This is a genomic window from Streptomyces swartbergensis (assembly GCF_002148965.1).
GTDB lineage: Bacteria > Actinomycetota > Actinomycetes > Streptomycetales > Streptomycetaceae > Streptomyces > Streptomyces swartbergensis.
The window spans coordinates 1-12,936 of the sequence record NZ_NGFN01000023.1 but is presented as its reverse complement, the minus strand read 5'-3'; the positions used below and the strand labels follow the sequence as shown (position 1 = coordinate 12,936).

Annotated in this window: 15 protein-coding genes and 2 pseudogenes; 13 read left to right on the top strand and 4 right to left on the bottom strand. The window is 68.6% G+C overall.

Annotation, left to right across the window (positions count from 1 at the left end):
• The first annotated feature begins 31 nt into the window (after positions 1-31).
• The 6 genes from CA983_RS46135 to CA983_RS06285 all read left to right on the top strand — a co-directional run bounded on the left by CA983_RS46135 (position 32) and on the right by CA983_RS06285 (position 5,361).
• Positions 32-175, top strand: a complete 144-nt coding sequence (locus tag CA983_RS46135; RefSeq protein WP_158101838.1) for a hypothetical protein — start codon at positions 32-34, stop codon at positions 173-175.
• A gap of 466 nt (positions 176-641) precedes the next feature.
• The gene (locus CA983_RS06305; RefSeq protein ID WP_086599891.1) at positions 642-1,064 is read left to right on the top strand and encodes a hypothetical protein; all 423 of its coding nucleotides are present in this window, start codon (positions 642-644) and stop codon (positions 1,062-1,064) included.
• Positions 1,065-1,081: 17 nt separating this feature from the next.
• Positions 1,082-1,837, top strand: coding sequence for an ABC transporter ATP-binding protein (locus tag CA983_RS06300; RefSeq protein ID WP_086599890.1), 756 nt, complete (start codon positions 1,082-1,084; stop codon positions 1,835-1,837).
• Positions 1,834-2,802 carry a hypothetical protein gene (locus CA983_RS06295; protein WP_086599889.1) on the top strand — a complete coding sequence of 323 codons (969 nt, stop codon included), beginning with the start codon at positions 1,834-1,836 and terminating at the stop codon, positions 2,800-2,802. The genes CA983_RS06300 and CA983_RS06295 overlap by 4 nt, the downstream gene beginning before the upstream one ends.
• Before the next feature lie 11 nt (positions 2,803-2,813).
• The gene (locus CA983_RS06290; protein WP_086599888.1) at positions 2,814-3,656 is read left to right on the top strand and encodes a hypothetical protein; all 843 of its coding nucleotides are present in this window, start codon (positions 2,814-2,816) and stop codon (positions 3,654-3,656) included.
• Positions 3,657-3,765: 109 nt separating this feature from the next.
• Positions 3,766-5,361: a glycosyltransferase family 39 protein gene (locus tag CA983_RS06285; RefSeq protein WP_086599887.1), complete on the top strand. Its 1,596-nt coding sequence runs from the start codon at positions 3,766-3,768 to the stop codon at positions 5,359-5,361.
• Between the two features lie 612 nt (positions 5,362-5,973).
• Here CA983_RS06285 and CA983_RS06275 read toward each other — a convergent pair.
• The 4 genes from CA983_RS06275 to CA983_RS06260 all read right to left on the bottom strand — a co-directional run bounded on the left by CA983_RS06275 (position 5,974) and on the right by CA983_RS06260 (position 9,612).
• On the bottom strand, positions 5,974-6,981 hold the full coding sequence (locus CA983_RS06275; RefSeq protein ID WP_244206675.1) for an NtaA/DmoA family FMN-dependent monooxygenase: 1,008 nt from the start codon (positions 6,979-6,981) through the stop codon (positions 5,974-5,976).
• 187 nt (positions 6,982-7,168) lie between these two features.
• Entirely contained in the window at positions 7,169-7,903 is a 735-nt protein-coding gene (locus CA983_RS06270) for an NADPH-dependent F420 reductase (RefSeq protein WP_086599885.1), read from the bottom strand.
• 126 nt (positions 7,904-8,029) lie between these two features.
• Positions 8,030-8,629: a TetR/AcrR family transcriptional regulator gene (locus tag CA983_RS06265; RefSeq protein WP_086599884.1), complete on the bottom strand. Its 600-nt coding sequence runs from the start codon at positions 8,627-8,629 to the stop codon at positions 8,030-8,032.
• Positions 8,630-9,069: 440 nt separating this feature from the next.
• Positions 9,070-9,612, bottom strand: a complete 543-nt coding sequence (locus CA983_RS06260) for a TetR/AcrR family transcriptional regulator (protein ID WP_086599883.1) — start codon at positions 9,610-9,612, stop codon at positions 9,070-9,072.
• Here CA983_RS06260 and CA983_RS06255 point away from each other — a divergent pair.
• The 7 genes and pseudogenes from CA983_RS06255 to CA983_RS06225 all read left to right on the top strand — a co-directional run.
• Positions 9,611-10,315, top strand: coding sequence for a hypothetical protein (locus CA983_RS06255; RefSeq protein ID WP_143645455.1), 705 nt, complete (start codon positions 9,611-9,613; stop codon positions 10,313-10,315). The two genes, CA983_RS06260 and CA983_RS06255, sit on opposite strands and share 2 nt — an antisense overlap.
• On the top strand, positions 10,312-10,602 hold the full coding sequence (locus CA983_RS49395) for a DddA-like double-stranded DNA deaminase toxin (RefSeq protein ID WP_158101837.1): 291 nt from the start codon (positions 10,312-10,314) through the stop codon (positions 10,600-10,602). Before CA983_RS06255 ends, CA983_RS49395 begins: the two co-directional genes overlap by 4 nt.
• A complete protein-coding gene (locus CA983_RS06245; RefSeq protein WP_158101836.1) occupies positions 10,589-11,023 on the top strand; it encodes an Imm1 family immunity protein in 435 nt (144 codons plus the stop codon). The genes CA983_RS49395 and CA983_RS06245 overlap by 14 nt, the downstream gene beginning before the upstream one ends.
• A 209-nt stretch (positions 11,024-11,232) precedes the next feature.
• Entirely contained in the window at positions 11,233-11,535 is a 303-nt protein-coding gene (locus CA983_RS06240) for a hypothetical protein (RefSeq protein ID WP_208636901.1), read from the top strand.
• Positions 11,536-11,573: 38 nt separating this feature from the next.
• Positions 11,574-12,327 (top strand): annotated as a pseudogene (locus CA983_RS06235) (phosphotransferase family protein); the annotation flags it as partial.
• The gene (locus tag CA983_RS47645; RefSeq protein WP_341866646.1) at positions 12,267-12,611 is read left to right on the top strand and encodes a DUF6233 domain-containing protein; all 345 of its coding nucleotides are present in this window, start codon (positions 12,267-12,269) and stop codon (positions 12,609-12,611) included. The pseudogene CA983_RS06235 and the gene CA983_RS47645, both read left to right, overlap by 61 nt.
• Before the next feature lie 57 nt (positions 12,612-12,668).
• Positions 12,669-12,936: pseudogene (locus tag CA983_RS06225) on the top strand (IS982 family transposase); the annotation flags it as partial.

Sequence of the window (12,936 nt, the reverse complement as noted above, 5' to 3'; positions counted from 1 at the left end):
CACGCTGATCAACCTCAACCGGCACAACGGCGTGGACACGTGGAGGGGTACGGCGGCCAACCTCAGGACGCTGCCGTTCCTCGACGTCACCGCGGCCGTCGCCCAGGCGTTCGGCCCGCAAGTCGCGGGCTTCATCGCACAGGTCGCTGGTGCCCAGCGGCGAAAGGCCCCCTGACATCGTCATGCGCATCGCGGGGCGAACACTTCAGGCCATGACGATCCGTCACCGAACGTCACAGGCGAGGTGATCGCCATCCGAGCGCGCGGTGACCCTCGCAAGTCCTGCCCGGCCCCTCGGCTCACAGCCGGCGAGTTCCCGCCGCGCCCGAAGGCGGAACCTCCGGGGGCACAGTGGCCCATTCCTACGCGGAAGGCCCCGTATTGCGAGGCGACATGACGCCACGTCACGTGCCTGATCGGGGCGTAGCGCCGAACGGCCCTGCAATCAAGTGATAGGCCCTCACCAGGCCTTCAACCAGGAGGAATTCGACCTCGCCGCCTTATCGGCACTTTCCCTCCAGGAAAGATCCACGCGCAATTGACACTCTCCATACCTGAGCTTCATGATCACGTGGCAGTCGGTTGGCTGCATCCCGTTGCCCCCCCTCGATCAGAGGGTGGGCTCCCACTCTGGAGTGCTCATGAGCCTCAGATCTGCCCGCATACGCCGCGCAGGCGTCACCACTCTGCTCGCCGCTCTCGCGGTCGGCGCAGCCGTCACCACCGCCTCCGCGGCGACGTGGAGCACGTCCAACCGCTACCTCCGTTCGGCTGTGGCGGGAGACGAGACCTCCAACTGGTACGCGGTCGGCTCGAACACGCAGTACATCACCCAGAACCTGTGCGTGACCCGCTACGGGGGACGCATCGGCTACGACTTCAAGAAGTCGGTGACGGGCTTCGACGAGTGGGTCGCCTGGCGGGACTGGTCCTGTGACAACGCCCCCTACACCAAGAGCTACGCCGGCGAGGGCAACGGCTACTACTACGCCAAGGTCGCCTCCACTCCGTCCGGCGGCGTGGTCGACGAGCTCAACCTCAAGGTCTACCGCGTCACCTCCTGACAAGGAATCTCCCTTTCATGACACCCGTTCTCTCCTGCCGCGGTGTGGTCAAGACGTACGGTAAGCGCACCGTGCTGGACGGCGTGTCCCTGAGCGTGGAGGCCGGTCGGGTGACCGGCCTCCTCGGCCTCAACGGGGCAGGCAAGACCACCCTCATGCGTATAGCCACCGGCCTTGTCGCCCCCACCGCCGGTGAGGTGCACGTCCTCGGACACGCCTTGCCGATGCGTCCCCCCGTGCTGGCGCGCGTCGGCGCCGCGCTGGACGCCCCCGCCTTCTACCGTTGGATGACCGGACGCGGCATGCTGCGCGCACTGCTCGACACCGCGGGCTTGCCCGACGAGGGCCGTGCCGACCGCGCGCTGGAACGCGTCGGCCTGGCGGATGCCGCCGGACGCCGGGTCCGGACGTTCTCGCAGGGAATGCGCCAGCGGCTGGCGATCGCCGCCGCCCTGATGAAGGAACCGGCCCTACTGATCCTCGACGAGCCGACCAACGGCCTTGATCCCGCGGGCGTGCGCCTGATACGCGGCATCATCGCCGAAGAGACCGCCCGCGGCGCGGGCATCCTCATATCCAGCCATCAACTGGACGAGATAGCCCGGCTGTGCGACAGCATCGTCATGATCTCGCAGGGTGTGGTGAGCGCGTCCGGAACGATCGAGCAGCTCGGACTGGGCGCGACGGACGGACCGCAGGACCTGGAGGACTGGTTCTTCGCCCAGCAGCGGACCGTCGTCCACACCTCCGTTCGAGAGGGCGGGGCCGCATGAAGTCCTGGCTGCGTCTGCTCGGCTGCGAACTGCGCCGCACACTGCCCCGCCTGCTCCCCGTGGCCATACTCCTCCTGCTGACCGTCGGCATCACGCTCCAGGCGCTCAACGTGCAGCGCGTCGCGCACAACAACCTGCAGCACGTGCGTCTCGGGCTCACGAAACTGACTCCGGAGAGTTGCGCGAAGGACGCGGCGAACCTCCCGCCGGACGTCCCCGCCGCCGCGTTCCTCAAGGACTGCCTGGCCGGTCTGGAAGGCACCCGCGCGGCATACGAGAACATCGAGGCCGGATTCGTGGCCAGCGCTGAGCAGATGGGGATGGCTCAGCACCCTCTCGGTGCCGTCGGCTGGACCTTCGGCTGGTTCGCCACCGCACCCGGCCTGCTCTCGGTCCTTGTCCTCGCCGCCTTCTTCACCGCCGGAGAGTGGTCTCGCGGTACGGCGGTGCCACTGCTGCTGCAGGAACAGCGCCTGTGGCGGCTGCTGTCCGCCAAGGCCGCCGTGCTCTGGGTGTGGTCCCTGCTGGCGGCCGCGGCAACATCGGCAGGCGTCTGGCTCCTGGCCGTGACGCACACGCGGCGCGCCTTCCCGCTCCACCGGATGGCCGCGGCGGACGAGGTCTCGGCCTACACACTGCAGAGGGCCGGTACCGGCCTGCTGGTGCTGGGGGTGGCCTGCGTGGCCGCCGTCGGGCTGGCGGCCGTCGTACGGATGCCGCTGCGCACGGTCCTCATCGGGGTGCTGGTCCTGGCTCTCGCCACACTGCCTGTCACGACGTGGCTGCCCGGTCCGGTCCTGGCCGACGGGATGGGTCTGTCGCGCGGGCTGAACGTCTACGACCACCTGTGGACCTCGGCGGTGGATTCGACCGCTCCCGCCGCGGTACGGGCTCTGCCCTGGATGGCGCTGCTCTGCCTGGCGCTGTGGCAGGCCTGGCGCACCCGTCCGCGTGACCTGGTGTGAGGGGCGGAACCATGAGACGGGTCATCGCCCCGCTGCGGGCGGAAGTACGGCTTGCGGTCCAACCGGCGGCCGTGCTGACCGTGCTGCTCGCTGTCGCCGCCGCGGTGCGTGCGGTCGTGTCGTATCTCGACGGCGTCCAGCACGGGCCGAACGGCCTGGACGCGAGCATCACCGCGCTGGCCACTCCGGCCGGAGCGTTGCAGGCGGCCGCGTGGCACCACTCTTCCCTGCTGGGCCTGGTATTCGTCGCTGTGCTGTGCGGGGTCGTGCTGGCCGAGGGTCTGGAAAGCGGGACATGGCCGTTGGTACGTCTGTACCAGGGGCGCGTCTGGCTGCTGGTCCTGCGCAAGATCGTGGTGGTCCTGCTCCTCGCGGTGCTCAGCATGGCCGTGACCGCGGTGGCGTTGTGGGCCGCGTTCAAGGTGGGTCACTCCGTAGAGCCTCCGGGCGGGTCGCGGCCTGAGGACGTGCCGGCGGCCGTTCCGGGATGGGGTGAGGCACTGACGACCTGCGCCAGGGCGCTGCTCGTGCTGACGTTCTTCGCGGCGCTCGCCGCGTGCGGTGCCGCCGTCGCGCGGGCCGTGATCGCCGCAGCCGTCCTGGGAGCGGGTCCCCTGATGGTCACTCTGCCGCTCGTGACCACGGAGCTCCGCGGCTGGGTGCCGCATTACTGGATCGCCGCCTGGATGAAGCTGCCCGAAGGCGCGCAGTGGAGCCTCTACTGGTGGAGCTCCACGCCAGGGGCCCCGGACGCCGGTACCGCACTGACCGTACTGTCCACTCTCTCCTGCTGCCTGCTGCTGGTGAGTTGGCTGTCTCTGCGCACGGAGAGGTCCCTGTCGCCCCGCGCATGAGCCGGTGCGGCACCCAAGCATGGAAACAACTCAGTCCGAGGCGCGCGCGGGTTCCCCGGCAGCGTCGAACAGGCGAGGATCTCTCGTCGTCGCTGTTGTCTTCACCGCGTTGGCCGGCCTCCAACAGGTGCTGCTGATCGCCGGCTTCGGTGACTGGCTGCCCGGATGGCAGCCGTGGCCGTACCTGCTGATCGCGGCGCCTGCATGGCTGTTGGCCCGTCCCCGGTGGAGCCGGTCCGGCGTTCCGCCTGCCTGGCTCCGTGGCGTGGACAGGCTGCGCCGGGTTCCCGTGCGGGTGCTCGTCCTCGGTGTGCTGGCCCTGGCCGCCGGTGTGTGGGCCGTGCTGCAGGACCACGAGCCGCACCTCGGCCACGAGGAGGCCGTCTACGCCAACAAGGCCCGGTCCTGGCTGGACGGTACCCCCGACGCGGGCTGGGGTGCGTATCGGCCGGTCGGCCTTCCCGCGCTCGGCCGCCTGGCTCTCGCCCTGCATGACGACACGGGCGCTCTGCGCGTGGTGGCCCTGGTCCTGGCGCTGTTCACGCTCACGACCACCTACCTGGTCGCCGCCGCATGGACGACGCCCAGACGGGCCGTGGTCGCGATGCTCCTCATACTCAGCGGTCTGGGTTTTCTCCGCCGGGTCCCGGAGTTCCTCAATGACATAGGAGCCACCGGGCTTCTTCTCCTGGTCGTCTTCCTTCTCGTCCGCGCGCAGGAGAAGCCGGACTCGCACGCGCTGCTCGCCGTGCCGTTCGTCGTGCTGGCTGCCTTCTACCTGCGGTACGGGGTGGTGGGGAACCTCGTCGCCGTCGGGCTCGCGGCACTTCTCGCTTACGGTCCACGGGCCTGGACCAGACTTGGCCGCCGTGTGGCTGTCGCCGCCGCCGTCCTTCTCATGGGCTTGATTCCCCACCTGGTCCACGCCTCGAAGGTCACAGGCTCGCCACTCGGCATGATCTTCTCGGCGACCAAGCAGGCCAATCGCCTCTTCGTGGGCGACGGTCTCCTCTACTACCTGGCGATCTTTCCGTATCGGCTGGCCGGAGACCTGGGCGCGGTTGTGATGGCCGCCGGACTCTTCGCCACCGGCGTCGTTCTACGACGACTTCTGCGCAGCCGGCGGGCGGACGGGCAGACGCTGCGGATGGAGGAACGCCGGCGGGTGTTTCTGGGTACGACCGCCCTTCTCGTCTTCGTCATCCTCGGCGTCGCCACCGACGGTGAACCGCGCTTCGTCTACCTGTCCGTCGTCCTTCTCACCGTGCTCGGCGTCCAGTCCCTGGCCGAACTGGCCGGCCGGTGGGCAGCGCCCGCACTCGCCGTGGTTGCCGCGTTCGCCGCCGTCACGGTTCTGGGGACGGCCCAGGTCGTCGCGCACGGCGCCATGCCAGGGCCCGACCGTCTCAGCGATTCGACCGTGCCTGTCGCCCGCCGACTTTCCTCGTCCGGCCCCTGCCTGCTGGTCACTGGTTACGAGCCCGAGGTCGGCTGGTACTCAGGATGCGATGCCGTCACCTTCGCCCAGTACAGGAGGATGCACGTGCCCGAGGGCACCGAAGTCAGTCTGCTGCTCTTCGAACGGGGCCGGCTGCAGCCCGGCAAGGCGGGTCTGCAAGAGCTGATCGGAGGCAGAGAGACCCTTGTCCGCACGATCCCGACCTCGGGCTCCGTGGGCGCAGCCACCGTGATCACTCTGCGTTGAGGGCCTACCGCGGACTCCCTGCCAGCACCACCGACCCGGCGCGCTCCGTCTGCAGCGGGGCGGGTGCCGCCCGTCGGGATGCTGGTTCCGCCTCCCGGATCCGCTTCGTGGACCGTCCCGTCGACGGCTCCACCCGGCGCCGCCAGTACCCAGGTCAGGTCGGTACAGAAAGTACCGGTCTCCCGGGGCACCAGGAGCTCGCCCAGGTGCTGGTCGCGGTACGCAATGCGGCCTTCATCCCTTCCGGCGGTCAGATGCCGCTGCTCATTCCTTGCGCTCAGTCACCCATGTGTCCGGTGTTGGCCGCCAGGGTGATGAGGATCTCCACCGACGAGGCAGCGGTGCTGGCGGAGTCGTGGTGCTCGGCGTACCAGATGCGGTGGTAGCCGAGGTCCTCGGCCTGCTGGCTGCGTTGACGGCGTCCTGCTTGCTTGCGGCTTGTCGCCGCCGGGGCTGACGGTGGCCAGTTCGACGAGGGAGAGCTTCATGGTGGTTCCGTTTGTGCGGTTGATCCGGGGAGGGCGAGGGAGGATGCGCGCGGCGGGGGCGCCGAAAGCTTCTGGGCAGCGCGGGGAGGACTCACTCGTGTCGACGGGCGCATGTGGCTACCCCTCAGACTGGGCCTGGTCGTTCGGGTCGTCGTCGGCACCGCCGCCGACGTGGCCGACCACCGTCGATCTGGTCGTAGGTGAGCGGCAGGCCGATCATCGCGCCGAGGTAGCGCACCCGCTGGCGCAGGTCGACGGACTCGTTCAGAAAACGGCGCCGGTCGAGCGCGGCCCGGCGGGAGGGGGCGATGGTCGGCATGAAGCCGGCGAACATCTTCACCTCGTCCGGGTCCCGTCCGGCGCGCTTGGCGGCGTCGTGCAGGGCCTGGCGCTGGGCCTGGCCGTCTTCGATGGTGTAGGGGTTGGCGTAGACGCCGTCGGCGTAACGGCCCGCCAGTTCCAGGCCGTAACTGCCGCCGCCCGCCTGGAAGATGACCGGCTGACCCTGCTCGGACGGCGGGATGGGCAGAGGGCCACGGGAGGCGACGTGGCGGCCCTGGAGGTTGAACGGCTGGATCTTGCCCATGTCGGCGAACCGCTTCCCGGAGATGTCACGGACCCAGGCGTCCTTCTCCCAGCTGCCCCACAGCGCCTGCACGATCTGGACGACCTCGTGCGCGCGCTCGTACTTCTGCGCACGCGGCGGGATGTGGTGGCCGAAGTTCGCCGCGGCGGCGGGGTCGGAGGTGGTGACCGCGTTCCAGCCGGCCCGGCCGTGGCTGATCACGTCCAGGGCCTTGAACTGCCGGGCGAGAGTGTAGGGCTCGTTGAAGGTGGTGGAGGCGGTGGCGACCAGACCGATCCGCTCGGTCTCGCGAGCGATAGAGGTCATCACCAGCAGCGGATCGATCGGGTGGTGCGGGGCCTGATCTTCGAGGTCCACGTCCAGCACCGGGGTGTCCGCGAAGAACAGCAGCTGGATCTTGCCGCGCTCGGCCGCCTGCGCGTAGCGCACGTACTGGTCCATGTCCGTGTAGCTGGACAGGTTCGCACCTGGCAGGCGCCATGCACCGGGTTCGGCTCCGTAGCCGCTGGTGAACTGCATGCACAGGAGCATCTGTCGGCTTGTCATGGTCGCTCCTCCAAACGAGGCGAGACCAAAGGAGTCGGAGTCCGGTGACCGTCAGGGGTGACGCGCACCCAGGGGCAGCGCACGCCAGGAGAGCGGGCGTACCGAAGGGCCGCGGCGCTCGTGCTAGAGGATGTGTGTGGTCCTCCCCCTCGCACGGGGTGTGCGCCGCGGCCGGCGGCAGGCGTTGTCACCGGTGGGCGGCGCGGTTCATCTCGACGACGTCATCCAGGGTGGGATTGGCCCCGAGGGCGGCGAAGCGCTCTGGCATGCTGTCGCGGACGGCCGCGTCCTTGACGCGATCGGCCGCGGCCAGGGCCGCCGGCAGCTCGTCCAGGGTCAGCTCGGTGCAGTAGGCGGGGCCCATCGGCTGCTGACGCCAGGACTCGGCCAGTGCGCCGGCGTCGTAGGGGTCAAATCCGGTGTCGTCCACCAGGCGCATGGCCACGCGCTTGGCTTCCTCGGAATCGCCGGCGACCGGGATGGCGATGCGGCCCGGAGTACCCGCCGGGACACCCTTCGTCCGCTGGGTTTCGGCCAGGGCGGCGTTCCATGCCTTGACCACGGGGCGCCCGAGGAGCTCGGAGGTGTACACGCTCTCCACCACACCGTCCTCCACTGCCTCGATCCGCCCGTTGAGGTGCGGGTAGTAGTTGGAGGTGTCGATGACCACCGTCTCGGCGGGGACGGAGGCGAACAGGTCGGCCAGCTGCCCCGCCACTCCGAAGGGGATGGCCAGGATGACGGCGTCCCTGCCCTTGACGGCGTCCTCAAGTGCCACGGCGCGGGCGCCGGTCTCCAGTACGTCGGGCGCGACAGCCTCGGGGCCGCGGGCGTCCGCCACCTCGACGTCGTGACCGGCTCCACTGAGCTTGCGAGCGAGGTTGCCACCGATCGCTCCGGCGCCGATAACAGAAATTTTCATGATTTATCCTTTCGAAAGTCGCACTACCCCCAGGGCGGCGGGTGGTGGTCACTGTGGATGGGGGCGCCGGGTATCGCCCCAAATTCCAGAGGTCTCCGGGAATTCCGGTGATCGCCAGGCGGAGGCTTACGCCTGGGTGTCCCGCTCGCGGCGGTAGCCGGTGGCAATGAGCGCGCGAACACGGTCCAGTGACTCCTCGTCGGCGGCGCCGGCTCCCTTGAGCCAGGCGACGGAGAGGGCCGCGAGGAACAGGTCGTACCCCTTCACCGACGCGCGCACGTTCCCCGCCCGGTGGGCGGCTCGCACGTACTCCTCGGTAGCGGTGATGACCGTGTCGCAGGGGAGCGTGAGCGGGTTGTCCGGATCCTGCGCCCTGGCCGCGGCCATGAGCGGCTCCGGCAGTCCGCTGAACGCGCTGAAGTACTCCTCCAGCGCGCGCAGCCACTGCTCCAGCGCCTCGCCGGCGTCGCCGAGCTGCGCGATCTCCTCCTGGCGCGCCACCAGCTCCTCGGAGCGCGTCTGCAGCACGGCCGCCAGCAGCGCTTCCCGAGTGGGGAAGTGCCGGTACAAGGTGCCAGGTCCGACGCCCGCATCTTTGGCCACCGCCTCCAGGGACGTACCGACCCCATGCCTCAGGAAGTGGTGCTGCGCCGCTCGCAGGAGGGCAGCACGGTTGCGCTGGACGTCCGCACGGGGCTTGCGCCCCTTCTGCTCACTGGCACTCATGTGCTCTCTTGGCCCTTCCATAAAACGGAGGCTACCTCCGTACTGATTCCAGACTAAAGCGGAGGCAGCATCCGGTCAAACGGCTTCACTCCTGTCCTCACCGCCGGTCCCGGGGCTCGGCCGCCGATTGCAGAGGCGGGGTGCTCCACGGCGGATTACTCGGCACTGCGACCTCGGCGGCAGGGCGGCGCTGGAGTGCGGCGAAGCCCGGCTTGCCCTGACCCGGGCACGACCCGTTCACCGTCTAGGACGAGGTCCTCCCCGTCGGGCTTCTGTTCCGCGACGATGCCTCCGGGCGGGCATTATTGGCCGGCGGCAACTGCCGCCGGGCCGGCGAGCATTGGCCCAAGACCCAAAGGGGGCCGCAGAAACGGATCTTTCCTGAGCAGGCGAGGCTGCCGCGTGGCGGGCTGAGACGTTCGGACGCCCTTCGCAGGTGTTCAGGTGGTCTGGCTGGTGAAGTCGGCCAGGAGCGCGTTGATGACGCGGCCGGTGGCGGCGGCCATGCCGACGGATTCGGGGGCGAGCAGCCACTGGATCTGGAGGCCGTCCATGACGGCGATGATCGCGGTGGCCGCCTCTTCGAGGTCGAGGCCGGGCCGGGTCTCGCCGACTTCGGCGGCTTCGGCGAGGGCTTCGGTGACGAAGGTGCGCAGACCGGCGTAGCGGTCGCGGAAGTAGTCCCGGGCGGGGTGGCCCTCGGTGACGCTCTCCGCGGAGAGGGCGGCGTAGAGGCGGACGACGCCTTCGCGTTCGGTGTGGCGGCGTACGGTGTCGACGAGGTGGCGCAGGAAGGCCAGGCCGCGGGGGCGGTCGGTGCCGAGCTGTTCGATGTCGGTCTCGTCGCGCAGAGCGAGGACGCGGGTGAGCAGTTGGGCCTTGGAGCGGAAGTAGTGCAGGACGCCGGCCTGGGTGACGCCGGCGCGGTCGGCGATCTCCTGGAGCGAGGCGTTGTTGTAGCCGCGGGCGGCGAAGGTGTCCATGGCACCGCTCCTCGATACGGACGTGGACTTTGGCGCCGTCACCGACAGCGGCCAGCACGCGGGTCGCCTGCGCCAGCAGATTACGTACGACGGCAGTCAGCCCATCGCCAGCACCTTCAAGAACTACACGTATCGGCAGACCGGCATCCAGAGCGCCCCAGGCGCCGACCAGCCCTCCCGGTGGGTCCGTGACACCGTCACCTACACCAGCACCCAGCTCACAGCAACGAACAGCTGGCGCACCCATGTCGTCACCAAGCGGTACGACACCCTCGGCATGGTGACGTCGGTGGACGATTACGGGCAGAAGGGCCTTGGCGGGGACGAGATCTGTACCCGCAACTGGTACGCCCGCTACGACGACGCGGGCATCACGAGCCTGAGCTACGCGAAAAACTCCCCTGCGACACTGGCTGACCCTACAGGCCTCGACCCAAGCAGTGGCCTCAAGTGCGGACATCCGGGCGAAGATCAGTGCGGCGATCCTGACGTTTACTGCTACGGCGAGAACCCAGATGGCACTGCCGACATCACAGGTCCCGTTCCGGGGAGCGGTGGCGCGGCCAATGACGATGCGGGCACGTCCATCACGAATATCGCGGACCCCACCCCGGCTCCTAGTCCAGGCCCAGACCCAGCCACTTCCCCTCCGGCCACGCGATTCGCCTCGTCAGCGGTAACAAGAGGGCAGACGCCGCATTGATAGATATAGTTAACGATCGCCTTCGTAAGGCGGGATTCTTGAAAGGTGCTGCAAAGTCTGCTCGTGCGAGCGATGTCGAACAGAAAATGGCCGCTACTATGATCCGGGATGGCGTAGATAAGGCGAAACTCGTCATTAATAATCCAGCTGGTCAATGCGCGCAGCCACTCGGGTGTCATCGCGTACTCGACGCCATTTTAGGCAAGAGGCAGCTCACGTACACTGGCCCAACGGAAAGGGCGGCTGGGAGGATTGGACCTATGGAGGCGCGAAGTGACGACCCGTAAGGTGCAAGCCTACTATCGGCGTGAACACGGAGATAACCCGGTTCTGCTCCAGGGCCCGAGTGATGTTGACGCTTTGATCGACGCGCTCCTTGCCGGCGGTCCGTCGGAGAACTTGGCTTCGTTGCACAGCATGGAACGTCCACTGATGCCTGCAGGGGTTCCCGACCACGAGTTGCTGGTTGGGGTCGACGCAGGACCACAGGTCGGAGTCCTCGCCTTCATGGACGACGGGAACTACGCCTCGCTCGACCCTTCGAAGGGGCGGGGAGAGGTCTCCTACTCCATTATGGGAAATGCGACCGAATTTCCGGAGAATTCAGAAATCTCTATCGCTCTTGTGCGGCAAGCGGTAAATGAGTTCTTGTCTTCCGGTGGGCAGCGTCCAACGTGTGTCCAATGGCAAGAGCCAGAGCTCTGGTGAGCTGATCTATCCAGTTCCTCCCAATCTTAGCGCCGTCTTCGAATGGAAGTTCAGTCGGCAACTTCCCGGCCTGGTGGCCGGGACTTGTTGACGGGGTGCCCTCCCGAGCTCCTCGGGAGGGCATCACCGATTGACGGACGTCCATCGGCAGCGCCAGGGGCTACCTGCGCGATGCGTCGTTCTCTCGCTCCACCCTGGAGGTACGYACGATGACGCCCGAGCGCGAACCTGCCGAGAACGGCCTCGCCGCGGCCTCAACGGGCCGCCCCGCGCCTCTGACCGACGCGACGCTGGCCGAGCGCGGCTTCGACGGATTCGTGCCATTCACCGACCTCCCGCACAGCACCGTCCCCGCCGGGGAGGGCATCTACGCCGTGCTGCGCCCCGCCGCCTCACCCCCGGCCTTCCTTGCACACAGCCCCGTCGGCCACCGCAAGGGCCACGGCCCCTCCACGACGACCGCCACCCTGATCTGCGCCTGGGTGCCCGGCGCCACAGCGGTGTACAGGTGACTAACCGTGACGAGGAGACGGCTGTCCTACCGCGGACCATGGCTTGGGTGAGCCAGCACCTAACGGTCGGCGAACGGGTCGTCAACGCCGAGACGCTGCACGGCGGCATCACCGCGGAAATGCGGAGGCTGACCGTCGGCACGCGGGACGGAGGCACCCGTGGCCTGGTCCTCCGGAGCTTCGTCGACTCGCGCTACCTGGGGGACGCCGCGGACTGGCTGAGCCGGGAGGCCGGCGCCCTCACCCTGCTCACGGGGACCGGTGTGCCGGCTCCTGGACTGATCGCGGTTGATCCGACCGCAGCGCACTGCGAGTATCCGTCGCTCCTGATGACCCATCTGGCGGGCCGGACGGTCATCGAAAATGAGGGATTGGAGACGCGTGTTCCCTTGCTGGCCCGTCAACTCGTGACGATCCACGCGGTACGTCCCATCCAGCCGCTCCGGGAGTATGCGGCGTTGACGACTGCTGACACCGTCGTGGTACCCGGGTGCCGACGCGGCAGTATGGGCTGCGGCGATCGACGTGATCCGCAGCCCCGCGCCGCCCTATAAAGGGCGCTTCCTGCACCGGGACTTCCAGCCCGGCAACGTGCTGTTCGACGAGCGGCTCTCACAGTCGGCCGGTGCCCGGATCACCGGCGTCGTCGACTGGGCAGCGGCCTCCTGGGGCCCGGCGGATCTCGATGTGGCGCACTGCTCGACCAACCTCGCGCTGCTGCACGGCCCGGCGTGGGGTCTGCGGTTCACCGAGGCGTACGAGGAGGCCGGCGGGGTGCTGGCCATGGTCGCGGTGAAGTGATCAGCGCGCCCTTGCCGTCGGCGGTCGGCGGGGACGAACAGCGCCGCGAGGCTGAGCGTCGCGTCGGCGCAGCCAGGCGCCCGCCGACGCCCGAGTGGCTGATCGAGCGCGGCCTGGACCGCAGCAACATCGTTGCCGTACGCACTGGGGACTGCTGGGATGCGGGCAAGCGGTCGAGACCTGCGACCAGGGCGCAGGCGGTCGAGGCGCTACGCCATCAGGTGCCGGCGTGTACGAAGTGCAGGCCGGACACGGCGCTCGGCATCGAGGTCTAGACGAGTAGTTCCGAATGCGGGGTTCTCAGACGTAGGGAGGGTGTCCAACATCGGGTTGTGACGACCGATTTAGACACCCTCTTGACGGCACTGTACGTGCATGTCGATGACCGTTTGAAGACCCTGCGGTGGCGTGGGCGTCCGCCGCGGCTGACCGATGCCGAGCTGGTGACCCTGGCAGTGGCCCAGGCCGTGCTGGGCTTCCACTGCGAGGCCCGCTGGCTGCGCTTCGCCCACGCCCACCTGCACGGGATGTTCCCGTACCTGCCGCAGCGCCCGGCCTACAACAAGCGGCTGCGAGCTGCTTTGCCCCTGGTCAAGTCAA

What these genes read in the sequence shown, in the direction of transcription:
- CA983_RS06305 (WP_086599891.1), top strand. Translation starts at nt 642, where the DNA reads ATGAGCCTCAGATCTGCCCGCATACGCCGCGCAGGCGTCACCACTCTG.
- CA983_RS06300 (WP_086599890.1), top strand. Translation starts at nt 1,082, where the DNA reads ATGACACCCGTTCTCTCCTGCCGCGGTGTGGTCAAGACGTACGGTAAG.
- CA983_RS06295 (WP_086599889.1), top strand. Translation starts at nt 1,834, where the DNA reads ATGAAGTCCTGGCTGCGTCTGCTCGGCTGCGAACTGCGCCGCACACTG.
- CA983_RS06290 (WP_086599888.1), top strand. Translation starts at nt 2,814, where the DNA reads ATGAGACGGGTCATCGCCCCGCTGCGGGCGGAAGTACGGCTTGCGGTC.
- CA983_RS06275 (WP_244206675.1), bottom strand. Translation starts at nt 6,981, where the DNA reads ATGACAAGCCGACAGATGCTCCTGTGCATGCAGTTCACCAGCGGCTAC.
- CA983_RS06270 (WP_086599885.1), bottom strand. Translation starts at nt 7,903, where the DNA reads ATGAAAATTTCTGTTATCGGCGCCGGAGCGATCGGTGGCAACCTCGCT.
- CA983_RS06265 (WP_086599884.1), bottom strand. Translation starts at nt 8,629, where the DNA reads ATGAGTGCCAGTGAGCAGAAGGGGCGCAAGCCCCGTGCGGACGTCCAG.
- CA983_RS06255 (WP_143645455.1), top strand. Translation starts at nt 9,611, where the DNA reads ATGGCACCGCTCCTCGATACGGACGTGGACTTTGGCGCCGTCACCGAC.
- CA983_RS06260 (WP_086599883.1), bottom strand. Translation starts at nt 9,612, where the DNA reads ATGGACACCTTCGCCGCCCGCGGCTACAACAACGCCTCGCTCCAGGAG.
- CA983_RS06240 (WP_208636901.1), top strand. Translation starts at nt 11,233, where the DNA reads ATGACGCCCGAGCGCGAACCTGCCGAGAACGGCCTCGCCGCGGCCTCA.